19 protein-coding genes and 5 pseudogenes are annotated in these 25,497 nt (G+C 42.9%); 16 read left to right on the top strand and 8 right to left on the bottom strand.

The genetic code is table 11. The annotated features are described in order from the left end of the window. Positions 1-383 precede the first annotated feature (383 nt). The 4 genes and pseudogenes from pilB (at position 384) to coaE (ending at position 5,253) form a co-directional block, all read left to right on the top strand. A pseudogene (pilB, locus tag ACOBWA_RS00335) lies at positions 384-2,098 on the top strand (type IV-A pilus assembly ATPase PilB). Between the two features lie 213 nt (positions 2,099-2,311). Further along, a pseudogene (locus tag ACOBWA_RS00330) lies at positions 2,312-3,534 on the top strand (type II secretion system F family protein). Positions 3,535-3,541: 7 nt separating this feature from the next. After that, a pseudogene (locus ACOBWA_RS00325) lies at positions 3,542-4,440 on the top strand (prepilin peptidase). A gap of 126 nt (positions 4,441-4,566) precedes the next feature. Then, a complete protein-coding gene (gene coaE / locus ACOBWA_RS00320) occupies positions 4,567-5,253 on the top strand; it encodes a dephospho-CoA kinase (protein ID WP_420229883.1) in 687 nt (228 codons plus the stop codon). Here the strand turns inward: coaE and rlmB are convergent. Both rlmB and ACOBWA_RS00310 read right to left on the bottom strand, forming a co-directional pair. Further along, on the bottom strand, positions 5,216-5,986 hold the full coding sequence (gene rlmB / locus ACOBWA_RS00315) for a 23S rRNA (guanosine(2251)-2'-O)-methyltransferase RlmB (protein WP_420229882.1): 771 nt from the start codon (positions 5,984-5,986) through the stop codon (positions 5,216-5,218). The genes coaE and rlmB overlap by 38 nt on opposite strands. Positions 5,987-6,232: 246 nt before the next feature. Then, positions 6,233-6,568 carry a pyrimidine/purine nucleoside phosphorylase gene (locus ACOBWA_RS00310; RefSeq protein WP_420229881.1) on the bottom strand — a complete coding sequence of 112 codons (336 nt, stop codon included), beginning with the start codon at positions 6,566-6,568 and terminating at the stop codon, positions 6,233-6,235. Between the two features lie 739 nt (positions 6,569-7,307). Here ACOBWA_RS00310 and recN point away from each other — a divergent pair. From recN to ACOBWA_RS00275, 7 genes and pseudogenes are all read left to right on the top strand, one after another. Continuing rightward, positions 7,308-8,986, top strand: a pseudogene (gene recN / locus ACOBWA_RS00305) (DNA repair protein RecN). A gap of 167 nt (positions 8,987-9,153) precedes the next feature. After that, positions 9,154-9,717 (top strand): YqgE/AlgH family protein, encoded by a 564-nt coding sequence (locus tag ACOBWA_RS00300; protein ID WP_420229880.1) that lies wholly within the window; start codon positions 9,154-9,156, stop codon positions 9,715-9,717. 134 nt (positions 9,718-9,851) lie between these two features. Then, the gene (gene ruvX, locus ACOBWA_RS00295; protein ID WP_394124743.1) at positions 9,852-10,343 is read left to right on the top strand and encodes a Holliday junction resolvase RuvX; all 492 of its coding nucleotides are present in this window, start codon (positions 9,852-9,854) and stop codon (positions 10,341-10,343) included. 86 nt (positions 10,344-10,429) lie between these two features. Then, the gene (locus ACOBWA_RS00290) at positions 10,430-10,924 is read left to right on the top strand and encodes a hypothetical protein (protein WP_201572155.1); all 495 of its coding nucleotides are present in this window, start codon (positions 10,430-10,432) and stop codon (positions 10,922-10,924) included. Positions 10,925-11,007: 83 nt separating this feature from the next. Then, complete coding sequence (tusA, locus tag ACOBWA_RS00285) at positions 11,008-11,373, top strand: sulfurtransferase TusA (protein ID WP_420229879.1); 366 nt, start codon at positions 11,008-11,010, stop codon at positions 11,371-11,373. Positions 11,374-11,399: 26 nt separating this feature from the next. Further along, entirely contained in the window at positions 11,400-12,338 is a 939-nt protein-coding gene (gene xerD, locus ACOBWA_RS00280) for a site-specific tyrosine recombinase XerD (RefSeq protein ID WP_102091347.1), read from the top strand. Positions 12,339-12,398: 60 nt separating this feature from the next. Then, positions 12,399-12,728: a DUF3817 domain-containing protein gene (locus tag ACOBWA_RS00275; RefSeq protein ID WP_420229878.1), complete on the top strand. Its 330-nt coding sequence runs from the start codon at positions 12,399-12,401 to the stop codon at positions 12,726-12,728. Positions 12,729-12,790: 62 nt separating this feature from the next. Here ACOBWA_RS00275 and ACOBWA_RS00270 read toward each other — a convergent pair whose 3' ends face one another. Then, entirely contained in the window at positions 12,791-13,144 is a 354-nt protein-coding gene (locus ACOBWA_RS00270; RefSeq protein ID WP_420229877.1) for a PH domain-containing protein, read from the bottom strand. Positions 13,145-13,473: 329 nt separating this feature from the next. Between ACOBWA_RS00270 and ACOBWA_RS00265 the strand changes: the two genes are divergently transcribed. Continuing rightward, positions 13,474-14,082, top strand: a complete 609-nt coding sequence (locus ACOBWA_RS00265) for a class I SAM-dependent methyltransferase (protein WP_101204678.1) — start codon at positions 13,474-13,476, stop codon at positions 14,080-14,082. Between the two features lie 120 nt (positions 14,083-14,202). Here ACOBWA_RS00265 and lptG read toward each other — a convergent pair whose 3' ends face one another. Both lptG and ACOBWA_RS00255 read right to left on the bottom strand, forming a co-directional pair. Beyond that, positions 14,203-15,411, bottom strand: coding sequence for an LPS export ABC transporter permease LptG (lptG, locus tag ACOBWA_RS00260; protein WP_134292246.1), 1,209 nt, complete (start codon positions 15,409-15,411; stop codon positions 14,203-14,205). Then, entirely contained in the window at positions 15,411-16,721 is a 1,311-nt protein-coding gene (locus tag ACOBWA_RS00255) for an LPS export ABC transporter permease LptF (protein WP_420229876.1), read from the bottom strand. The genes lptG and ACOBWA_RS00255 overlap by 1 nt, the downstream gene beginning before the upstream one ends. Positions 16,722-17,214: 493 nt before the next feature. Here ACOBWA_RS00255 and ACOBWA_RS00250 point away from each other — a divergent pair, with 493 nt between their 5' ends. The 4 genes from ACOBWA_RS00250 (at position 17,215) to sstT (ending at position 21,721) form a co-directional block, all read left to right on the top strand. Continuing rightward, a complete protein-coding gene (locus ACOBWA_RS00250; protein ID WP_420229875.1) occupies positions 17,215-17,832 on the top strand; it encodes a cysteine hydrolase family protein in 618 nt (205 codons plus the stop codon). 231 nt (positions 17,833-18,063) lie between these two features. Further along, positions 18,064-19,719: a leucyl aminopeptidase gene (locus ACOBWA_RS00245; RefSeq protein WP_420229874.1), complete on the top strand. Its 1,656-nt coding sequence runs from the start codon at positions 18,064-18,066 to the stop codon at positions 19,717-19,719. Between the two features lie 7 nt (positions 19,720-19,726). Further along, positions 19,727-20,224 (top strand): DNA polymerase III subunit chi, encoded by a 498-nt coding sequence (locus ACOBWA_RS00240; protein ID WP_420229873.1) that lies wholly within the window; start codon positions 19,727-19,729, stop codon positions 20,222-20,224. A 294-nt stretch (positions 20,225-20,518) separates the two neighbouring features. Then, positions 20,519-21,721: a serine/threonine transporter SstT gene (gene sstT / locus ACOBWA_RS00235; RefSeq protein ID WP_165596849.1), complete on the top strand. Its 1,203-nt coding sequence runs from the start codon at positions 20,519-20,521 to the stop codon at positions 21,719-21,721. 79 nt (positions 21,722-21,800) lie between these two features. Here the strand turns inward: sstT and ACOBWA_RS00230 are convergent, their stop codons facing one another. The 3 genes and pseudogenes from ACOBWA_RS00230 to ACOBWA_RS00220 form a co-directional block, all read right to left on the bottom strand. Continuing rightward, the gene (locus tag ACOBWA_RS00230) at positions 21,801-22,124 is read right to left on the bottom strand and encodes a chaperone modulator CbpM (RefSeq protein ID WP_102083164.1); all 324 of its coding nucleotides are present in this window, start codon (positions 22,122-22,124) and stop codon (positions 21,801-21,803) included. A 100-nt stretch (positions 22,125-22,224) separates the two neighbouring features. Continuing rightward, positions 22,225-23,249, bottom strand: a pseudogene (locus tag ACOBWA_RS00225) (DnaJ C-terminal domain-containing protein). A gap of 150 nt (positions 23,250-23,399) precedes the next feature. Continuing rightward, positions 23,400-25,424: a DUF4105 domain-containing protein gene (locus tag ACOBWA_RS00220; RefSeq protein ID WP_420229872.1), complete on the bottom strand. Its 2,025-nt coding sequence runs from the start codon at positions 25,422-25,424 to the stop codon at positions 23,400-23,402. Positions 25,425-25,497: the final 73 nt, after the last annotated feature.

Genomic DNA, 25,497 nt, shown 5'->3' with positions numbered 1-25,497 from the left:
CATGTATTCATGCCAATTCGGCTAATATGCGCGTCAGTATAACAAATAATTCGTAAGTGCTATAGTAGCGTGCCACCATGCACAGAATCACTTCTGCAAACTTATCTACATATAATGCATCAATAGACCATTATTTTTACGAGCTAGTCGTCTAATGGTATATATAATTTTTTCAAACTAAAGTAAAGTTCTATACTACAGAGTTGATGAAATATAGAGTTTATAAAATCAAATATTGTTGCTGGTTCTATATATAGATATACAGGTAGATAAGATAAACAAAGCCAGACAGTTATAGCGAGTTATCGACTAGCAACGACAAGTATATAGCGGGCAAGACCAAGCAAGTCTACAGAATATTTTGTATCAAAGGAGAGGTTAAAATGTCTATCGCAACTAGTAAGTACGGCGGTCTAGCGCAGCAACTAATTAGCGACGGTGTCGTTAGCGAAGCGAACATGAAGACGGCACAGATTGAGTCGCAGCAGCAGCAAATAGGACTGGTACCTTATCTGGTAGACAATAAATTGGCCGATGCTTATCAACTTGCCCAAATGCTATCCCAAGCTTTCGGCGACCCTCTATTCGATCTTGATGCATTAAACGTTGATGTTATTCCAAAAGACTTAGTGGATGAAAAAATCGTTCGCAAGTTTAATGCATTACCACTCTTTAAACGAGGACAACGCCTGTTTGTCGCGCTGAGTGATCCAACACGCGTTGACGCCATTGATGCTATTGCCTTTAACTCTCGGCTATCGATAGAAACCATTGTTGTCGAAGAAAATAAGCTTAAAAAGCGTATTGAAAATATTTACGCGGATACGATGCAAAGCTTTGATAGCTTCTCTGATAGTGATTTAAATGTTGGCTTTGAAGACGGTGACGAAGATAAAGAGGATGGCGAAACTCAGCTAAACGATGGCGTCGATGAAGCACCTGTCGTAAAATTCGTCAATAAAATGCTAGTCGATGCTATCCGTATGGGTGCTTCTGATTTACATTTCGAGCCATACGAAAAATCTTTCAGAGTACGATTTCGTGTCGATGGCGTCATGCAAAAAATGGCCAATCCACCGGTTCAACTTGCAAATAAAATTGCGGCACGCTTAAAAGTCATGTCGCAAATGGATATCTCAGAACGCCGGATACCACAAGATGGACGTATTAAACTAAAAATTTCTAAAAATAAAGCCATTGATTTTCGAGTAAACTCATTACCAACGTTATTCGGTGAAAAGCTTGTTTTGCGTATCCTTGATCCATCCTCAGCCATGCTAGGTATTGATGCATTGGGGTATGAACCAGATCAGCAGGAAATGTTTTTAGAAGCATTGCACAAACCGCAGGGCATGTTGCTTATCACTGGTCCTACTGGTTCTGGTAAGACTGTCTCCCTTTATACTGGTATCAATATCTTAAATACTGGCGCAACCAATATCTCAACGGCTGAAGATCCAGTCGAAATTAATCTTGAAGGAATCAACCAAGTTAACGTTAACGCCAAAGTTGGTCTAACGTTTGCCAATGCGCTTAAGTCTTTTTTACGTCAAGACCCTGATATTGTCATGGTCGGTGAGATTCGTGACCTTGAGACTGCTGAGATTGCGATTAAAGCGGCGCAAACAGGTCATATGGTTCTTTCTACCTTGCATACTAACTCGGCACCTGAAACATTAACGCGTCTACGTAACATGGGCGTCGCTTCTTTTAATATTGCCACGTCAGTCAATCTAGTTATTGCCCAACGATTGGCACGACGTCTCTGCAAGAACTGTAAAAACCTATTAGCATACCGCGTCAGAGCTTATTAGAGATTGGTTTTACTGATATTGATCTAGATAACACTGACAATGTCATTTATGAACCAGTCGGCTGTAATGAATGCCGTGAAGGTTATAAAGGCCGTGTAGGTATCTATGAAGTGATGAAAGTGAGTCCTGATATTTCACGCATTATCATGGAAGATGGTAACGCAATAGATATTAAAGACGCTGCCATTAAAAATGGTTTTCGCGATTTGCGTCGTTCTGGGATTTTAAAAGTGTTGCAAGGTGTCACGAGTATTCAAGAAATGATGCGGGTGACTTCTGAATAATAAGTACCCTCATAGAATATACATGCTAGGTCTTAGCATTCAAATTATCAATTAAGTTATAAACCTGTAACTTTTATTATCGGATACTTTTCAAGATAAAACAGATAAACACTGGTTTTTTACGCTAAAATAAAGTATGCCTGACTGGTATCTTAAGTCTGGTATTCTATTGTAAATATACAATATATATTAGACAATTTCGAGGGTAGTAATATGGCAAAAGCTAAGACCGATATGTTGTTAGATTTTGTTTACGATGGTGTAAACCGACGCGGGCAGAAGGTAAAGGGCGAAACTACTAGCCGTAGTTTAGAGCTGGCAAAAGCCACCCTACGTAAACAAGGTATTACGGTTAAAGGGATTAAGAAAAAGCCAAAACCACTTTATACCTTCAAAAAAGCTATTAAAGCCATTGATATTGCTATTTTTGCTCGGCAGTTGGCAACAATGATGAAAGCAGGTGTACCGTTGACCCAGTCATTTGAGATTGTCGCCGACTCGCTCGATAATCCAAGTATGAAAGACTTAGTATTGAAAATAAAAGCAGATATTGAAGCAGGTGGCACCTTTGCCTCTTCTTTGCGCAAACATCCTCGTTACTTTGATGATTTATTCTGCTCCCTCGTCGAATCGGGCGAACAATCCGGTGCACTTGAGACGATGCTTGAACGAGTCGCTACTTATAAAGAAAAAAGTGAGCTACTAAAAGCAAAAATTAAAAAAGCAATGAAGTACCCTATTGCCGTTATCGTGGTTGCTATCATTGTCACCATGATTCTATTGATAAAAGTAGTACCTGTATTCTCTGATCTATTTGAATCATTTGGCGCAGAGCTGCCTGCCTTTACACAGATGGTAGTTAGCATGTCTGAATGGATGCAAGCATGGTGGTTCATCTTAATTATTGCTATCGGTGGTGCAATTATCGGTTTTTCAGAAGCTAAAAAACGATCTAAAAATTTCGTGACTTTTTAGACCGTGCTGTCTTAAAAGCTCCCATATTTGGCAACATCGCCTATCAAGCGATTATTGCACGTTTCTCTCGTACACTATCTACAACTTTTGCGGCGGGTGTTCCACTTATCGATGCCCTAGACTCTACTGCTGGTGCGACCAATAATGTCGTATTTTATAATGCCACTCAGCAAATTAAGAATGATGTATCCACTGGTCAGCAATTACAGTTTTCCATACGCTCGACCAACTTGTTTCCGAGTCTAGTCATTCAAATGGTTGGCATTGGCGAAGAGTCTGGTAGCTTAGAAGAAATGCTAGATAAAGTCGCTGTCTACTACGAAAACGAAGTTGATAACGCTGTTGATGGATTGACCAGCTTAATGGAACCGTTAATTATGGCAGTATTAGGTGTATTAGTTGGTGGCCTAGTCATCGCAATGTACTTGCCAATCTTCCAGATGGGCGCAGTAGTAGGATAATGACTTGATGCAATTTATACAGTTACTACAAGAGAACAGTACCCTAGCTTTATTCGTATTTGGCCTATTAGGTCTTTGCGTTGGCAGTTTTTAAATGTCGTGATTCATCGCATACCGCTGATGATGGTGTATGGTTGGAGACAAGAGTGTAGCCAGTTTATGTCTGAACAGGCAGATATGCCACGCGAGCATACGCTGCCCATAGCAAATATTGTCGCTACTGACCAACCGATTACCCTAAGTCGCCCTGCTTCACGCTGCCCTCATTGCGCACATAAAATTAAGTGGTATGAAAATATTCCTTTAATAAGTTGGCCATTACTACGCGGACGCTGTTCAAGCTGCAAAGCGGCTATCGGTCTACGTTATCCTCTCGTTGAGCTAGTAACCGCCATCCTGTCCGTATTAGTAATATATAAGTTTGGGGTAAGTACTACAGGCTTGTCCGCATTGGTTTTAGTATGGACACTAGTGGCGTTAACAGGTATCGACTTTGACACACAGCTACTACCTGATCGTCTAACTTTTCCTTTGGCAGGCTTAGGATTGGCGGTAAACTCACAAAGCTGGTTCGTCTCACCAACACAATCAATATGGGGATTACTACTTGGGTTTTTATCGCTATGGATAGTAGTCAAGGTATTCTATTTAATCACTAAAAAACATGGAATGGGTCAAGGGGATTTTAAACTACTAGCAGTATTAGGTGCTTGGCTCGGACCTATGATGTTACCCTTAATCATCCTACTATCGTCTTTACTTGGCTCTATCGTTGGATTGATCTTGATGAAAAAACAGGGTGAAAGTCGACCTTTTGCTTTCGGGCCTTATATCGCTATTGCAGGTATTGTTGCCTTATTATACGGCTCAGATATTGTCAGTTGGTATCTTGGTATGTATGTCTAATAACTGATAGCGTACACTAGATTATTGTAGTAAATTTTCGGCAGTGACCCATGAACGAAACCTTAAAAGGCCGATTGTGAGTTCAAAACTGCATTCATTGTTCTATCTGTCAGATAAGCCATTATTATGTCAAAAAATACATCGCACTTTTATTCACACCAGCCACAAACCACGCAACCAAAAAATAAGAAGCTCGTAGTCGGTTTGACGGGTGGTATCGGTAGTGGTAAATCTGCCGCTAGTGCTTGGTTTTCTGAGCAAGGGATCGATATTATCGATGCCGATGTGATCGCTCATGAGATCGTTACTAAAGGCAGCGATACTCTGCGCAAAATCCAAAAAAGATTCGGTGATTGGGTGTTAAATGGTGATGGGTCAATGGATAGGGCCGCTGTACGTACGCATGTATTTGCAAATCCTGAAGCGCTTATTGAGCTTGAGGCGATCACGCATCCAGCGATACGTGAGACAGCAAAAGCACAGTTAGAGTCTAGTACCTCAGCTTATGTGGTATTGTCCGCACCTCTACTCATTGAGGGAGCAGAAGCGGGTCTTGCCAATTTATGCCAACGTATCCTTGTGATGGATGCCACCGAAGACACGCAGCTTGCGCGTGCCAGTCAGCGTGATGATCAAAGTATTCAAAAAATCAAAGCCATTATGACCAACCAGCTTAGTCGTGAAGAGCGCAATCGTCATGCAGACGATATCATACTCAACGAGAGCGACCTTGCCTCTCTATACTTACAGCTAGAGCCCCTACACCAAGAGTACCTTACGCTTGCCCAGCAGCTAAAGTTCGCTGGCGATTAACCTCATATAGAGCCATACCAGTAGCGACGCTTACGTTTAAGCTTTGTAGGTTGCCATGCTCGTTTCCTGACATCGGAATATAAACTAGCTCATCGCAGCTCTCCATTGTCAGGCGGCGCATCCCCTCTCCTTCTGACCCCATAATGATGGCGATTTTGCCAGTCAGATCAGCGGCATGGATAGGCTTCGCATCGGCATTGAGCGCCGTACCAAACACAAATACTCCTGCGTTTTTGATTTGCGACAATGTGCGTGCCAAATTGGTGACACTAATAATCGGCATCATCTCTGCGGCCCCAACAGATACTTTAGCGACTGTGGGCGTCAGGCTTGCTGCATGGTGCTTCGGACAAACCACGGCGTCCACACCCATTGCTACGGCTGTGCGCAAGCAAGCGCCAAAGTTATGTGCGTCTGTGATTTGATCTAGCACTAACAATAAGCACTGTTCGCGACCAATAATGGTATCAAGCAGACCTTCATCAGCAAAACCTAGCGGACGAGCATTGAGTACCACGCCTTGATGCTGCGGGCTACCACATAGCTGTGTCAGCTTATCTTTTTGGGTCGGCTGGATACTGATACCATTAGCTTCCGCCTCAGCCATAATCGCTTGTACATGACTATCACTTTCGCGTCCCTGTTGCACAAACAAGCTAAGACCATCCAAAGGGCGGTGTTTAAGTAACGCATCAATGGCATGAATGCCGTAAAAATAAATGGGTTTTGCCATAATATGCCTATTAAATATCAGGTGGATATCGCGGTAAGCGATGGGATAAGAAGAATGTCATTGGCATTGAGCACTGCAACTCGTTGCCAATGAGGGAGCGATTAGGTCAGCACTAAAAACAGAAATAAACAACACCAATCCGATATTGTTTATTGTTTGGTCATTAAGATTTGATGGCGTTAGCTATTCACTGATGGTACTAGCTTGACCGCACCCAATGTTAACTTAATCGCATTGTTGATAATATCAACCTTCTAAATGGCAGACATACTGGACAATTTCTTCAGTACGTAGGTTAAAACCGCTATTGCCTTCGACAACAAACGATTGACCAGCACGGTAGTAGCTAAACTCGTCATCACCATTAATTTTCACTTCACACTCGCCGCCGGTGATTTCGATACGCTCGGATGTATTGGTGCTAAAGTGATAATGCTCAACCAAGTTATCACAAGGTAAGATCACACCCAAGGTTTTGTGACGACCGTCTTCAAACATAATGGTATGGCTGGAACAGCGACCATCATAAGATACTGTCGCTTGGGCATTAATTGTTACGTTAGTAAATTGCGCCGCTGTCATAGTGGCTTCCTTATCAAATAATTATGGTAAAACTAAAAAATAAGTAACTGGTTACCGCTAGAGCCGCGTCATCAACACACCTCTCTGCACTGAGTGCGGTATCCTTCTCTACTAGATATCTGCGTGCTAAGAGTAGCCACAGGTTCTATGAAAACGCTTTTGAATAATGATCGAGTGGCATGTTTTTACCACTATACGCCTACAATTTTACAAAATTATGACTCGTTATTAGGTTGCATAGCGCATCAAACTCATAAGAAGAGTTTATCATTATGTGAGATTATGCTACCACATTATATCTATAAAGTTTGTTAAAGCGACTAGGAAAATGCTATTTGATGGAAAGTATCTACTCACTCATTTCATATTTATTTAGTATTTTTCTAGGCGGATGCTAGGCCACTAACTTAGGTATATTTTTATCATTATCAGTCAAAATACTTCTTCGCATACTATGCTTATCTTTAGATATCCAATGACCCTAATGATTAACATTATAGATATTATGTTGATGATTTATTGTCAGTTTTTAATAGTTTTATGGTAATCTCCCAATAATAAATTCTGTTATACCTCGTCTTAAAGTTTGTATTTACGCACATTTAACACCATACTATTTGCCTACAATATTTATCTAATTAGCAAGTTTAAACAGATATTTTCACTTCCTCATTTATCCTATTTATAGATGGCTTCCTAAGATTTATATGATGTCCATTGTCTGTCCTGAGAGGCGTTGATGCTAGTATCGTTAACTTTACATCAGTTTGCGTTGATTGCTCAGCATGAGCTGAGCGTGGCTGAAGGTTTTAATGTCATCACTGGTGAAACAGGTGCTGGCAAGTCGTTATTGCTAGATGCACTATCACTGTGTGTCGGTGAGCGAGCAGACAGTGCGATGGTCAGGCATGGCGCCGCGCATGCAGATATCTACGCTCAATTTGATGTAGAAAATAACAGTGTCATCGCTGAGTGGTTTACCAAAAATGAGCGATCGCTAGAAGAGCCTGAAGTACTTATTCGTCGACAATTAAGCAATACTGGCCGCTCAAAAGCATGGCTAAATGGTTCACCAGTTAGCTTAGCGGAGCTAAAGAGCTTAGGCACTTTACTGGTCAATATACATAGCCAACATGCTCAGCAAGCATTGCTTAAGCCGCAGTTTGTGGTGCAATGGCTTGATGAGATGGCCCAGATAACACCGCTAGCCATCCAAACTGCCAGTAGCTATCAAGCCTATCAGCAGCTAAAACGTCGCGCGGATGATATCGCGAGCCGTGAAGCCCAGCGTCAAGATCGTATTCAGTTGTTGCAGAGCCAATTAGCAGATATTGCGCCATTATTGGCTGTGGACTACGCCGAAGTTGAATCTGAACACGAAGAGCTCTCCAATATTGAAGCCTTAATGCAAGAGGCCAGTCATGGTCTGCATTTACTCGACAACGATACCGATGAGCCAGATGTAATGACCTTGCTCGGACAAGCGATTAAACTCTGTGACAATCAAGTAAGCGTCAGTCAAACGTTTGAACAAGCTTCTGAACAGCTCCATCTAGCACAGCAGCAAATCACTGAGGTGACTGCGCTGCTATCAGATTATGCCGAACAGCAGCTACCTGATCCTGAACGCTTGCAAACACTAGACAATTTAATCAGCTTAGGACATCGTCTGTCACGTAAGCATAGCTTGCCAGCGAGTGATTTAATTGATGAAGCAAAAGGCTGGGAAGCGCAATTAGAGCAGCTAGAGAACGAGCCAAGCAGTGATGCAATGGCAGCGCAAATTGAGCAGGCTTGGCAAGACTATCTCGCTCTGGCGACACAGTTGAATAAAGAGCGCACAAAAGCTGCTCCGATAATTAGTAAGCAACTCATCAAACAACTACAACCGCTTGCGCTACCTAATGCTCGCTGTGAATTTGTCTTTACCAAAAAGCTGAACCTAGTCAGTACAATGCCCAAGGTTGTTTCGATATTGATTTATTATTCAGCGCCAATGTCGGTATGCCAATGCAGCCTCTACACAAAATCGCCTCAGGTGGTGAACTGTCACGTATGGCGCTCGTGATGCAAGTCTTACAAGCGACCAATGCTGATAACAACGCTGCCAAGCCTATGTTGGTATTTGATGAGGTCGACGTTGGTATTAGTGGCGGTACTGCGCAAGTGGTTGGCGAACTGCTACGCTCGCTTGGGCAAACACAGCAATTGCTAGCCATCACACACCAAGCACAAGTCGCAGCGCAAGCGCATCAACATATCTTGGTACAAAAGCACCATCAAGAACAGACCGAAAGCGAGCTACTCATACTGACCAACAGTGCGCAAGTAGACGAGTTGGCGCGTATGTCTGGTGGTGTCATTATTACTGATGTCACGCGCGATCATGCCCGCAGCTTATTATCCGATGTTAAATAACGCTCTACCTGACCTATCTAACGTTAAATAACCGTTCGTTTTCATCAAAACGGATGGTTATCTGAGTCTGTATGATGGTCAGTAGCAATTAGTGCGAATCTTGCTTTTCTGTTGATTATCACCATATAGTGGTCTTTCACCCTTATTATTAGGTTGCATTTGTTTCTATGTCTAAAACCAATTTGACCCATCATTTTTTGATTGCAGCACCAGAGCTGTCAGACCCAAGGTTTGAGCAGGCACTTATATATATTTGCCGTCATGACAAGCATGGTGCACTAGGTCTGATGGTCAATCGTCCGCTCGAGCAATCTCGCGTAGGTAAGCTGCTAGAAGATTTAGATATTGAAGTGACCAATCCGCAGGTGATGGAAGATGTGGCATTAGAGGGCGGCCCTATGTATCCTGAGGTCGGCTTTGTGCTGCATACTGGTCAGCCAGAATGGGCTTCTTCTTTTGCTATTTCGGAGAACGTTTGCATCACAACTAGCCAAGATATTCTAAAGCGTATTGCCGCAGGCCAAGGTGTTGGTCATTATCAACTGTGCCTTGGACATGCCAGTTGGGGCAAAAAACAGCTAGACCAAGAGCTCAGTAATGGTGACTGGTTAGTCTGCCCTGCTGATCTGAACTTATTATTTGATACACCGTTTGAAGAACGCTGGCAAATCGCAGCCGACAAAATCGGTGTCAACTTTGACTATTTTAGTAGTGACATAGGTCATGCGTAATATCATACGCTCTGCGAATTTAGATAAAGACATAAAGGACACCCATTACTATGGTAGATAGTACTTTTACAGCCAGTAGCACAGACGCTATAGATAATGACATTGAAAATGAATTTGATACTCTCGATAGCAATATCACTGCTGAAACTATCGAGCCAGAAGTAAAGCCGCATCTTATCTTGGCGCTAGATTACGGCGTCAAAAAGATGGGCATGGCGCTCGGTAATACCATTACGCAGACGGCGCGTGCCTTTGACATTTTGGCAATGAATAACGGCCAGCCAGATTGGGACAATTTAATTGGTATCATCAAAGTCTGGGGCGTGGCGCAAGTCGTGGTCGGTCTACCGCTTAATATGGATGGTACTAGCTCCATGCTTTCAAAACGAGCGCACAAATTCGCTCGTCGTCTGGCCCATAGAGTGATGGAACAACATCTGCCAGTGACCGTATCACTGTGTGATGAGCGGCTGACTTCAATCGAAGCAAGAGAAATCGCATGGGACAATGGTTGGATCAAAAACGAACGCGACCCAATCGATGATATCTCCGCTTGTATCCTAATGTCGACCTATTTTGCTGATCCTAATAGCAGTATCGCTATCGATGCAATCAAAGCAGAATAAAGCAGCCAAATAGGTAAAAGACACGTGTGCGGCTATAATGTCACTTCGATACATCGTACCTCTTAACGGATAAATGACTGATTACTATGACCACTGTCTCAGACCAACCCTCGCAACATAAGTCACAGCATGGTTTTGCTCCACTTGCTATTGCCCGTATTAAAGGCGCCCAACGTGCCAACCAAATAGCGATTTATCTCATTTATGCGGCTATTTTTGCATTTGTGGTCTTTGGCACGATTGCTAGTATCAAAGCTTTCCATGACAACCAGCTGCTTTATCAGTTATTTTACAATTTGCCCTACGCCCTGGTAGCCCTCACGATACCCATTACTATTTATGATGCATTGGTCGTTTATCGTTATCGCTTAAACCAACCGTCGATGATTGCCATGAGTATTGGCGTATCGACTATTATATTGGTTGGTGGATTAATTTTTGCCGATACTGCATGGTTGGGACTATCTTGTTGGCTAGGTGTGGCATTTTTATTTAAAGTAAGTTTTAAGCGGTTTTTTAACTTTTTAGAAGTAGCTGATACGCCTGATGCCGACGAAGAGGCTGAAAGTACTAAAGCATAGACGATCTACAAAGTACGCCGCGATAAGCACTTAAGCAAACTACTTACCCTCAAATTCACTTATTTAGCTTTACGATAATGACTATGACCACTTCGATACCAGACACGCTTATCCACCATCACTTAGATACTCAAGGGCTCATTTGTCCTGAACCCGTCATGATGCTACACCGCGTCATTCGCAAAGCAGATGGCGGTGAAGTGATTGAGATATTGGCGACAGATCCAGCTACCACGCGCGACATTCCGAATTTCTGTCGCCATTTGGGGCATGAGCTAATAGGCCAAGAAACATTGGCTGAAAACGTGAGCTTAGACGCTGATCCTGACGAAATCACCATCGATAGCGATGATGATACGCCTGCAAGCGTAACGCTATATCGCTATCTGGTTAAGAAAAAACGGCATGATAGATTTGGCATTATTTTAATAACTGTCTGTCATTGCTAACTTAACCCCTATCTGAGTATTATCCTATGAGTCGTGATCGCGCCGTGCAACAACGACAGCCTAAAGCATTGGCGGTCGATGATGAGCCAGCTTACATGACTGAGTTTCGTCAAGCCATGCTAGCGCGAGGTCTAGCGACGCGTACTCGTAATGCGTACGTGCGCGACCTACGCTCTTGTGAGCTGACCAATTCTATTGCCCTGACACGTTGGCAGCCTGATGATGTGCTGCATTGTCTGTCGCTCCTTGCTCAAGATGGCAAAACCCCACGTACCCAAGCACGCATGCTCTCAAGCTTGCGTCAGTTTTATCTATGGATGATTGCCAGTAATCTGCGTGAGGACAATCCTTGTGAGCGTATCAAAAGCCCAAAGCTAGGTCGTCCGCTGCCAAAAGACTTAGCTGAAGCGGATGTCGATAATCTACTTGCCGCACCTGATACCAGCACCGCGCTCGGTCTCCGTGATAAAGCCATGCTAGAAGTTTTATACGCCTGCGGTCTGCGGGTGAGTGAGTTGATTAACCTCTCATTAGAGCAAGTGAATCTAAACTCAGGCTGGCTACAAATCACGGGTAAAGGGAATAAAACGCGACTGGTGCCCCTCGGCGAATATGCAGCGGATGCATTGGAAGATTATCTGTCTCATGGACGTGGCGATTTGATTGCTCATTTAAAATCGGGCAATTGCCAAGCGGTATTTTTGACGGCGCAAGGTGGCTATATGACGCGGCAGAACTTTTGGTATTTACTTAAGAAGTACGCCAAAGTTGCCAGTATCGATAAAGAATTATCCCCGCATACGCTACGTCATGCCTTTGCCACACATTTGCTCAATCATGGTGCAGACTTACGTAGTGTGCAGTTATTGCTAGGACATAGTGACTTGTCCACCACGCAAATCTATACTCATGTGGCGACAGCGAGATTGCAGAAATTACATGCGGAGCATCATCCACGTGGGTAGCCTTGCCATATGGGCAGCATTGAAATCTAATATTATTGATGATTGTAAGAGGAATATATCGTGTCGCAAGCTCAACCATCTGCCTTATCAAAGAGTCAAAACACTGCACTCAGAAACCTTACTATCATGGGTTATTTAGAAGGTACATCTTTTCTATTGTTACTTGGTATCGCTATGCCACTCAAATATATGTTCGATATTCCAGAAGCGGTGAGCTATGTCGGCCCAGTGCATGGGGTATTATTCGTTGCTTATGTCATGGTATTAATCATCACCGCGAGCAGAATAAAAATGCCGCTTTGGGCACTACCTGCTGGCGTGCTTGGCTCGTTTTTACCATTTGGGCCATTTATATTTGATCATTTATTAAAGAAGAGTTTGAGGAAGTAGTTTCAAAAAAATTCACTATCAGGAACGATGTATAGCTGAATCCAGCTAACGATAATGCCATTCTATTCGCCTGCTGTATCTATCGCTATACTTGGATTACGTGCCTGTATCTCCCGATAAAAACGTGACTTGTCTTTTGGTGAGATTAGTATTTCTTCATCTTGATATGATATTTTAATCCTATCCAATGATAGTGCTGGCGCAGAACTCATACTTCGAGTCGGCGTAATATAGGTGATATCTGTAATCTCAATTTTTTGAACAGAGAATCCACTATCTACTTGTAGCTGTTCGTTCGTTAATATGTACTTAGTACCGAAAAAGGGATGAGCATTAGTGCTGCAATAGGTATGAGAGTAACCGTCATTAATATGGTTTGTATGAGGGATTTGTGAGCACCTCGCTTCCACTGCCATAATGGAACAGACACAGTAAATAAACTCAAACCCCAAAGTAACAGTACAAGCCAGAAGTCTACTTTAGATACGAATGTAATGTCTGGCATAAATAATACTTAGAGACTATCAGGTTAAATTTGATTCTATCTTAAGCGATGCCTCTTATCTAATGTCTCTAACATTTTTCTTAAAAATTTTTGCGATATAGCAAAATGCAGTTCTAGAAATAGATAGCTGCAAACCCATCCTTTTCTCGTTACAATACCCTTATTAAAGTGCGTCATGATATACATGCTGCCTAAATGGGCTGCGCACTACCTTTTTCCTATCTATTATCCGAGAATCCCATGAGCCATAGACCACCTGCTGACCTATTAAAAAACGCCGAACACTGGCGCGAAGATATCAATTTTCGCCAAGAAGTGCTGGGTAAGCCGTTTGATTTTGCGACCACGTGGGGCATTTTTTCACCGCAAAAGCTCGATGATGGTAGCTTGATGCTGCTTGATTATGTAGATTTTGAGCAAGATGATGATTCGATTGATTTGGGCTGTGGTTATGGTGTACTTGGTATGACGGCAGCGCGTGAATGTCCGAATGGTCAGCATACGCTGATTGATAAAGATTTTATGGCAGTAGAATACGCACGTCGTAACTGTGAGAAAAATGGTCTAAACAATGTCGATGTGCATTTATCAAATGGCTTTAATCATGTGGCAAAAGATAAAGACTTTAGCCTTGTGATGTCGAACTTGCCAGCCAAAGTCGGTAAAGAGCAGCATTATTTATACTTCCTCGATGCCTATGCACGCATGCGTAAAGGTGGACGTTTTTACGTGGTGACCATCAACGGTCTGCGCCAATTTGTGAAACGCTCGTTTACCGAAGTGTTTGGCAATAGCGACAAAATCAAACAAGGTAAAACCTATACAATTACGATGGCGACCAAAGACTAGTTTTAGCTTTGCCTGCTTGAGTTTCGGCTATTTAAACTGAGGCGTAAATTGAAATCGACATAAAAAAGCACGCTAAATTAGATTTAGCGTGCTTTTTATTTTGTATGACCAATTGTCTTTTTACATCTGGCGTTTTATCAAATATCCACCCAATAGCGCGCTGCCGATAATCGGCAATAGCACCATAAGCATCGGTGAAAAGCCTGTCGCTAGCGATACAAAACCAACTAAGTCTTGAATATAGCTAAATAGTAGACCAAACAACAATGCCACAACGATACGCAAGCCTAAGCTGTGCGTCCGCAGCGAGCCAAAGACAAATGAACAAGCAACAATCACTAGCGACAATATGGATAATGGCGATAGTAGCTTTTGCCAAAATGCCACTTCATGCTCTAAGGAGCGATTGCCCTGTTGACGCATAAACGCGCGATGCTCGTACAGCTGCGTCAATGACAAATCTTCTGCCTTACGCGTCAGCAGATACACAGACTCTGGGGCAAAGGGTAAGCTTAACGTATCTGATGGTGAAACGGCTTGGCTACTCTCAAAACCTTGATTGATAGAGAGCTTAACCATATCGTTTAATTGCCACTCGTAACGATACTGCTCACTTGGCTTCTCACTATTTACATCAATTGGTTCACGGCCAGTATATTTCCCACCTTCCGCGTGGACAGCAGTTTGTAAATTACCGTTATTGTCCAAATGCCAGCGTTTCACCTCGCCAATATTACCCGCGACATCAGCATAATCAATATATAAAATATCGCTACCATCAGGTGTTGCACTGCCATCTTCTGCGGTTTCGAAACGTGGCTGTATCGTCCAGTAGCCGCGTACTGATGTGACCAGTGAGGTGCTGTCTTCATCATTAATCTGTTTCGCTAACTGGTTAGAAGACGGTAGGACGAACTGATTGATAGCCAATGCCAATAGCACAAATATCAAAGCGGGCTGTAATACCCAGCCGACGATACGATAGATACTGACCCCAGCCGCGCGCATGACAACCAGCTCGCTTTTATTAGCCAGCAAGCCCAATCCTATGACAGCACCCAATAGCGCACCCGTTGGGATAAATTGCTCTAAAAAGTAAGGCGAGCGATAAAAGATATATTTGAGCGCCTCGCCCATGGTGTAGTTATCGCCTAAAGAATCAAGCTCTGATAAGTAAGAGAAAATCAGCTGCAAGGCCCATAAACCAATGACGGCAGCGATAATAGCCAATAGAGCGTTGAGTTTGACATAGCGACTGAGGACTTTTAGATTGGCAGGTTTCTTAGCCAATTGATCAGACTCGGCTGACTTAGCAAATAAAGAGCGCATTAAAACTGCCCTCCTTGTGAGCTGTTGTTCTGATTATCTATGTCGCTAACTGAACTAGTGGTGGCAGCGGCTAGCCTATTTTCTTGTTTGCGAAAGCGCAGTCGATGTTGCACACGGCTACCCCAATTCATATAAAGCGCCAATGCCATAAATCCTAAGATAAGCCATGCATACGCCCATACGCTGATGCTGTCTTTGCTCACCGCGTTTTTGAGCGAGATGATACCTAATGCACAGCTGACAAATAATAAGATAGAAGGAAACAAGCGCAGCCAACGTCCTTGACGCGGACGGACTTGCGCCAGTGGCACGGCCAACATAGGCGCGATAATCATCAGCCATGGTAGCGCCAAACGATAGCCAAGCTCACCTTGTGCAGCGCGCATTGCACTGTTAGAGCCTGATGGTGAGCTACTCGTTGCGACTTGCCACAATGGTCCAATCTTCTGCATTTCAATATTGTCTTCGGTGATAACTTCCTGTGAAGACTCAGTCAAGGTGATGCGATAACGATCAAAAGCGACTTGATTATATTTCAGACTGCCTGCGCCAACTTCGTAACGACGTCCTTGGAACAAATCCAACTGAGTAACGCCGCTATTGCCAGTATTCACTTGCTCAGCACGCTTAGCCAACGTAATCGTGTCTTTGCTAATGTCCTTTGCACCACTATTTATAATATTTTTTGGTATGTCAGATATGCCAATTTGTTCGGCTGTTTCGCTGTCGATCGTATTATTCATATCAGTAGCATTAGCATCGACACTTTCAGCAGCACTACCTTTTTTCGCAGGTTCAGATTGGATCAAGATCACATCTTGCAGTTTTTTCTTATCATCGCTGAGACTACCCACATACAAATGATAATTACCGCTACTGATAAACTCGTTCGGACGAATCAAATCAAACGCACTGGTCAATGCTTGCTGCTGCCAGACAGCTTCAGACGAGCGGACACCCCAAGGCTTGCCAACGACAGATAGTGCCGCCTCGCCGACGAACAATGCCAATATTAATGGTGTCATCAATCGAGCAAGTCTACCGCGAGACACGCCACTAGCATTAATTACTGCCATTTCTTGATCGACATATAAGCGGCCAAATACGAGCATCAAAGCAATAAAGAATGCTAACGGTAAAATGAGCTCTAAAAAGTACGGTAGGTTATACCCAATGATAGTAAACAGTAGGCTGACGTCCAAACGACCTTCAGCAGCGATGCCAAAATAGCGTATCAAACGACCGCCGAGCATCATCACTACCAAAAACCCCAACACTAAGGCAGTGGTCGAGGCAACTTGTTGTGTCATGTAGCGGCGTAATATCACAATGGGTACTCTTAAACGGTTGGTATGTGCGCGATTGATGATGAGCTTATTGAATATTTAGGTCGTACGACGACATATCATCAGCATGATATGGGTCATCTACATACTCAAATAACGGTAAACGTTACTAAGCGACTGGTTAGTCATACTCAATAAACACAAGCGACAGATATAACCGCTAATGCTAGCATGTTTTGCCCAAAAATGGCTGTGAAATGTGTTTGAAAACATTACCTACACCTTGCTGACAGCGCATTATTGACAATAGGTGATAAACATAGCAAATATTGGATAAATAATTAATAAAACCTCAAATTACATTGAGTTGATAATATTTATAGCGTCAGGTTTTTGCTTTATTTATTTTAGAAAGGTTTGTTTGTCATTCGTATCATCAAACATTTATCTCTGTTATTAGTTGCTAGACTGACTGATAGAAAAATATACTTATATCGTCAAACGGAGAATAATACTAATGAATAAAACGACCTCTACACCCTCTACCCTACTTGAACTCGCTGGCGGCACATTCGATACGCTTGACTGGTCAAATTGCACGCTGGTTCTTATCGACTATCAAAACGAATACGTCGATGGCGCTATGCCATTAGGGGACGCTGGGGCAAAAGCCATCGCCAATGCGCGCCTAGTACTCGATAAAGCGCGTCAGCAAGATTTACCTATCTTCCACATTACCCATCATGGCGCCAAGAATGGCAATGTCTTTGATCCTTTATCAGCTAACGTTGAGATCGTCGAACAGTTGCAGCCGCAAGGTGGCGAAACAGTGATTGCCAAAAAGCATCCGAATGCCTTTTATGATACGCAATTACAGTCATTGATCTCAGCAGCAGAAAAGAAGCAGATTATTTTTGCGGGTTTTATGAGTCATATGTGCGTCAGCTCAAGCGTCCGCGCCGCATTTGATTTAGGTTTTGATAGTTTCGTCTGTCACGATGCCTGTGCCACTCGCGACCTACCTAGCGCTACAAGAGAGCCGATAAACGCTGAAATCATGCATGATACTGCCATGGCAGCATTACAAGATAGATTTGCCGCGATGGTAACGACCGATGAATTGGTCAATGACTAGTATGTTGGCCTCATCGAAAAATGATAATGTAAATGTAACCGCTAAACCATAGCGTAAGTTAGTACAGCATAATAATTCAAACGTATTACCCAAGACTTGCTAACTGCGCACGATTATCGCAATATGCTACACTACTGTGATTGCTCAACAGACCAAATAATTTAATAATCTGACAGGTATAAGCAGTCATTTAAATCCTGCAATTTTCATAACTCTAATAAGGATAACTATATGAATATCAAATTATCTCAGCATTTACCAAAGACCCATACGCAAAAAATCCTGAAAAAAGAAGCCAAAAGTAAAGACGATGCTTGTCTAGTTGTATTGGTCGATGACAAGAAAAACATTCTTGCTGAATCTGTGCTGACCGAATATACCACTCGTATTGAGCAGCTGATTGAAGTATCTCACTTCAAGGGCACTACCTGTGAGACTGTTGCTGACTACGCATTAGCAGGTGATAAAAAAACCACTAAGCAAAACCCTGTACAACTGCTGTTGGTCGGTGTAGGTAACACTGATAAGTTCAACAACACCGTACTGCAAAAAATCGCCAACACTATCTATAGCAGCACACAAAAGCGTGTGTCTTCTATCACTGTCGCCTTGGGTGATGCACTGGAAGAAAATCACTTTGGTCAATTTGCCCTTAATCTACTAGCAGCAAGCTACCGCTTTGACAAGTATAAGTCTGAGCAAGCGAGTCCTGTATTGACTGATGTTTATCTGTTAGCTGATGAGTCACTACAGCCTGCACTTGCCTTTGCTCAGTCAGTATTTGCTGGTCAGAGCCTCACTCGTGATGTGGCCAATGAACCTGGCAATATATGCTTCCCAGCTTACATGGCTGAACAAGCTCAAGAACTTGCAAAAACTTACCCTGACCTATTAACCGTGAAGGTACTAGGTGAGGACGAGATGTCAGCGCTAGGTATGCATTGCTTCTTGGCCGTTGCACAAGGCTCTACCAAAGAAGGTAAACTGGTACTCATGGAGTACCGTGGTAAATCAGAATTTAGTTCAAATGCAGGCACTACCGAGCACACCACTAGCAACGCAAAAGTGAGTGGTCTAAAGGCATTGGCCGATAAACTACCAACCAAAAAGTCAGCTAAAAATGCAAGCAAAAATAGCAATGACCATGCACAAGCGACCAATGACGACGCACCTATCGTATTAGTCGGTAAAGGCGTAACCTTTGATTCAGGCGGTATCTCAATCAAGCCAGGTGCGGCGATGGATGAGATGAAGTTTGACATGGGTGGTTCGGCGTCAGTACTTGGTACAATCAAAGCGTTGTGCGAAGCTCGTCTACCAATCAACGTCGTTGGTGCGCTAGCCTGTGCTGAAAACATGCCATCAGGTGATGCAACACGTCCAGGCGATATCGTCAAAGCGATGAATGGTAAATCAGTCGAAATCTTAAATACTGATGCTGAAGGTCGCTTGGTACTAGCAGATACTTTGTGCTACGTGCAGCGCTATCAGCCAAAAGCCATCATCGATGTTGCCACCTTGACTGGCGCTTGTGTGGTTGCACTAGGTCATGTTCGTTCAGCAGTATTTAGTAATGATGAAGATGTCCTGTTTGATTTAGAAAATGCCAGTAACCTATCAGGCGATCTTATTTGGCATATGCCTTTGGATGATGAATATCAAGCTCAGCTTGACTCACCAATCGCTGATATGCAAAACATTGGTGGTAAAGGTGCTGGCGCGGTAACTGCCGCCTGCTTCTTGTCGCGTTTCATTGAAGAAGGTCAAGCATGGGCCCATTTAGACATCGCTGGTACTGCATGGAACTCAGGCAAAGACAAAGCAGCCACTGGACGTCCTGTACCACTGTTTATGCAATATCTAAAAAACAGCGCAGAGATGGCTTAATCCATTTATGAAAATTAGTTTTTATGTATTAAGTGAAAGTAAGGCCCAAGATTTCTTGGGCTTTATTTGTCAGCTGACTCAGACGGCGCTTAACAAAAGCGCTCAGTCTTTGCTGATTTTAATTGAAGACGAGACATTACTATCAAATCTAGATACGGCACTTTGGGCACAAGAGTCCACGAGTTTTATACCGCATCAATGTCTTTCTGATCCTGACAGTAAAAGTACCAATGATAGAGGTACTGATGATAGCAACATCAACATTGTTGCTCATAAATCATTAGCGCCTGTACTGCTAGGCAATCATATGCCAGCAAATTTTAATGGTATCGTGCTCAATACAACGACACGTCCCGTCAACGATTTCATGGCTGCTACTAATAATTCAAAACCTTCCCGAATCCTTGAGCTGATCCGACCTGATGCTACAAGTACCCAAGAAGGTCGCAACAAATATAAAGCCTACCAGCAATTAGGTTACGATCTGACCCACTTTAAGGTATAGCTTTGCTGTTTATTTCTCTCTTACCTTTTACAGCGAAATCTCTTCCTACCTTATATATCACTACCTATATCGCTGCTTTTACTCTCTTATAAATGAGGTATTCTGAGTAGCTGGCCCTTGCCTATAAGTGCTGCATTCTTTTTGTACTAGTTGTATGACTCTACTATCCCTCTGTTTGCACGCAACAGCTACTGCTATGAGCGGTATGCGAATATGTCAAAAAATGCTACCATCCTTCGATAGATTTTCTGTTGTGACAATTCACTTACTTTTAACGGACTTGAGGGTGTACAGATGCGTTCATTAATTGCGATGTATCAGCGTATAGGGCTGGTGTCGCTTATTATTATTGGCTTGGTGCTAGGGGTATTGATTGGTTGGCTGGCGCCAAGTATCGGCACCGCCATAGGGTTGCTTGGTACACTCTTTGTCGGTGCACTAAAAGCAGTCGCTCCCATCCTAGTATTTATTCTGGTTATGGCAGCCATTAGTCAACATCGCAGTGGCAATGAAGTCTACGTAAAGCCGGTGCTTATCATGTACATGTTCGGCACTTTTTTGGCAGCGCTAACGGCAGTCGGTGCCAGCTTTTTGTTCCCGACAGAGCTGGTCTTGATCAACGCCGATATCGCACAAGTACCACCTGCTGACCTAAAAGAAGTTTTGACGAACTTGCTCATGAACTTGGTCGCCAATCCGATCAATGCAATCGCTGAAGCCAACTATATTGGTATCTTAGCATGGGCAATTATTATTGGTTTTGCATTGCGCCAAGCCAGTGATACGGCGCGCAATGTCGTTGGCGATTTTGCTGATGCCATCTCACAAGTGGTTAAATGGATTATTGCTTTAGCCCCATTTGGTATCTTAGGCCTAGTCGCTAGCACGGTTGCTGAGACAGGCTTTGCTTCTTTGGCAGGCTACGCGCGTATCTTAATGGTATTAATCAGCTGTATGTTATTCATTGCGTTGGTCGCCAATCCGCTTATCGTCCTTATTAAAACGGGCAAAAATCCTTATCCACTCGTGTTCAGATGTCTACGCGAATCAGGAATTACTGCCTTCTTTACACGTAGTTCAGCGGCCAATATTCCAGTCAACATGAACCTTGCCCGTAAGCTTGGATTGCATGAAGACACTTATTCGGTGACCATTCCACTAGGTGCCACTATAAACATGGCTGGTGCTGCGATTACGATTAACGTATTAACGCTTGCTGCTGCTCATACGTTGGGTATCGAAGTGACGTTTGCATCAGCGCTGCTACTCAGTCTGGTTGCTACGATTAGTGCTTGCGGTGCTTCTGGTGTTGCTGGTGGTTCATTACTATTGATTCCACTCGCTGCTAGCTTATTTAGCATTCCAAATGATATCGCGATGCAAGTGGTTGCGATTGGCTTTATCATCGGTGTGATTCAAGATTCAGCTGAAACTGCCTTGAACTCTTCTACTGATGTATTGTTTACAGCAGCAGCGGATCCGACGTATTCGCGTTAATTTCTGCTGAAGGGTTTTCTATAGACATAAAAAAGGGCCTTTATAGGGCCCTTTTTTATGCGGTATTTTGATTGTTTGATTACTTTAGGTTGTCTATGTCGACTTCGATGACTGGTGTTTGCTGCTCTATTTGACGTTTAAGTTGGCGCAGTTGCTCAACCTCATCTAACAGCTCAAGTATCAAACCAATTGCTGGTACGCTGGCTTCAAAGTCACGACTCAGTCGCGATGCACGGCGCACTGTCGTCAGCTGATAACCAGTAAATTTTTCATGCTCTGGTACATCATATTCAATGATATTTTCTTCGATTAATTCGATGACCCATTGGCGCTCTTGGCCACAGGCAGAGACCAGTTCATCTAAGCTCATGATGATGTCTGTAAATTCAGTCGAGTGGTTCATAGCTATTATCCTCGTTTTCTCTTTATTTCATCGGTATCGTGTTCATCTCTGCTATCCGTTTATTACTTCAGTAATAAATGACAGTTATTCATAATCTTGTTTAACGACTAATATTGGTATCCGCAAAGGCTTGTTTTAGCTGCTCATAAGCCTGTATCGACGCATCACTACTGACATCAGGATTGACGATATTTAGAGTTAGATACAAGTCACCTGCTTGCTTAGCAGGGATACCTTTTCCTTTAAGACGTAAATTGCTACCGGACTTGCTATTCTTAGGAATGGTCACACCAAGCATACCCGCTGGCGTACTGACGTTGATTTTTTCACCCAATGCCGCTTCCCACGGTGCAATATTCACAGTTTGATAAACGTCTGCACCTTCTATACGAATATTGGCATCATGACGAATTTTAACCTTTAAAAACAAATCACCATTTTTGCCATTACTGCTACCAGCAGCACCTTGCCCTGCTAAACGAATTTGCTTACCGTCAGTGATACCTTTAGGGATTTTTATCTTAAGGGTTTTATTGTCGTAGTCGACATTGCCATTGGGCTGACGAACAGGGACGTTTAACTTAATACTATAGTCGTCGCCACTATAGACTGAAGATAAATCAACGGTAATCTCGGCATGTTGATCTTGACCTTTGCTATCTTGCGTCCCAAAGCCACCACCAAATTGATCGAAGCCACTGCTTTGAGAGCGACTGCCCGTTTGTCCACCAGTTGACCCACGTGCGCCGCGACCAAATGCTGAAAAAATGTCATCGAAGCGAAAACCACCATCACCAAAGGCCTCACCGTCACCAAACTGGTCTTTGATATCTTCCCAGCGAAAACCACCTTGACCCGCATCAGTTTGCCCACTACCACCAAACCCACTTGATCTACTTTGACCAGCAAATGGATTATTGAGCATAGCGTCATATTCGGCGCGCTTTTCTTTATCTCTGATCGTTTCGTAAGCGTTGTTTATTTCTGCAATTTTATTATCAGCGTCTGGATGATCACTGACATCGGGATGATACTGACGAACGAGCTTACGGTATTTTTTTTGATATCAGCGTCTGAGGCGTCTTTTTTGACCCCTAAAATGTCATAGTAGTTTTTCTCTGCCATGTTATTTCCCCAAAATAAAAACATATTAGTGGTATCAGTCTGCCAATTTCAAACGATACGGTATAGATAGCTACTAGATTTTGCTATAGCAATTTTTGTAGCCTACTTATCATCATAACAATAATTACCACAAACACCGTTATATAAATATTACCAGTAGTGATGCCAAGCGACTGCAGCATCTATCTTATCTGATTCACCTAACACTACGCTATTATCGGCCATCACAGTGTCTGAATATGTCATTATAAGCCTAGCATCGTTATTCTTTGATAGCTGCTGACGTAATGTCAATTTGGCAACATCAATAGCAGCGCGCCCTTCTCTCTTTGAAGTTACGTAAGACAATTCAGCACTTTGGCTATTACGTTTCATACGTAAGCCAAGCTCAATACCGATATCTGCGTGTCTATCTTGATCATGGACCGTCGCATTGACCATACCATAGCCAAGTATATGTTTACCAAACTTAGCGCCTGCGCCAACGCCAGCTTGTGCATAAGGGCTATGTCGATTACCAGTAAACATGTCTATACGAGCGCCTGTTTTTAGTTGCCAAGACAGTTTCGGTTCGCCTGATAACGGTTGTCTAAGATCTTCAATCTGCTGCATGTCTAAAAATACGAAATCCGTCAATGTCCATTGATGCATATCAAAGCTATAACCCAGTGACGCTTTTACGGCTTCAAAACGTTTATCAATATCTGTATGAGCGTTCAGTGGGTCTTTTACAAATAACGATAAACCAACTTCTGCCCTCTCCTCAGATAAAACGACGGTAGTCTGCGTGGTTTTGTTACTCAATGCTGGAGAGGGTTTGTTTGGTACAGGCAGCTGAGCCAAACCATTGCTAGCTGGTAGCGCAAAACGCTGACTGAGCAATTCGCTTTTGAGAGCTCTCTGCTTCGGTGTATTGTCTTGTGTGATTTTATAAGTACGATGTAAGATCAGAAAATCAAGCGCAACTGCCTTATCGTCCGCGTTTAAAGTAGCAAGTGGGGCAGTGTCTTCTGTACGAATGACAGAGTTTATGATGGCTTGTATTGGCCTAGATAATTGTACAAACTTCTCGCGCAGCTGCGTTTGTTCAGAGGGCAAATAGCGTACTGAAGAAACTAAGGAATCAGCGCCGTTGTCGTGTTCTAATAGCTGATCGAATACATAGTCTGGCGCATACCAAGGACCTACTCGCTCAGTCGTTTTTATGTCGCTTATCAGCTCAAGTATCTCTCCTGAGCGATAACCACAATTTTGTTTGATAAAATAATAGTCAAAGCGAGCGAACTTTGCTTCGTACAAATGATAGTTCAATAATTGCGTTTCAAAGGTATCTAGATTGAGCACGTACTCCCACATATCACGTTGCTCGTTCTTGGAATATACCGCGTCTTGTTTAAAAAATTCCGTCTCTGAAAACCCAGCATCATAAAACCCAAATAGTCCTTTTAGCGCGTACATCGCACCGTTCTCATTTTCTGGAATACGAGCGCCGAAGTTGTATGAGTTATTAAGTAAGTCCTCGCTAGATAGCTCTCTGACATCACTGTTCGTATTATTGGCATTATCTATAGGCGTGTTGGTTTTGACCAGTACATGACCAAATGAAGAAGCTGGGTTTTTTAAATAGCTGCTTACTAGGATCAGGCTTATTTCTTGATTCGCATCGGGTAATTTTGAGCAGTTTTTGAGATCGACGTTCAGTTCTGGTAAATGATGATTAAGCCATAAATATCTGGCTGGATACTTACAAACTACGCCCTCATTATTCATTTGCTCTATCGTTGCTATAAGCTCTGCATAGGGGTCAAAATTACGTTTCGAACGAGGCTTAGGATTGGTTAAATAAAAATCTGGTGAGATGACTTCAGCCTTGCCATTTTTATAAAACAATAAATGTTGCCATTGGGAGTGCTTAGCCAATGATTTTAGTTTTATGGGATCAATAGCGGTATTTTTTTGAGAGTTTCGGTTTTGCTCTTGTATCTGCGATTCAGTGAGTCGTTGTACGCTTGGCTCAATATCTGACAAGTTCTCGCGATCACTTAAAGTCATGTCTGCTGCGATAGCCGAATCATTACTAGAAGAGAACTTATTTTCGTTATCTACTATTACTGGATCTGAAGCATAGGCATTCGTTTCATCAACTTCCGCATTGCAAATAGTCGTTGCAGCCAAACAGGCCACCCATAAAAACATCTTTTGCATTTTATTTAGATACCATAAATACATGAGCAATAAAAAACACGTA

Origin of the sequence: Psychrobacter sp. ER1 (genome assembly GCF_048631835.1) — a bacterium.
Lineage (GTDB): Bacteria > Pseudomonadota > Gammaproteobacteria > Pseudomonadales > Moraxellaceae > Psychrobacter.
This window is presented reverse-complemented; position numbering and strand designations above follow the sequence as displayed.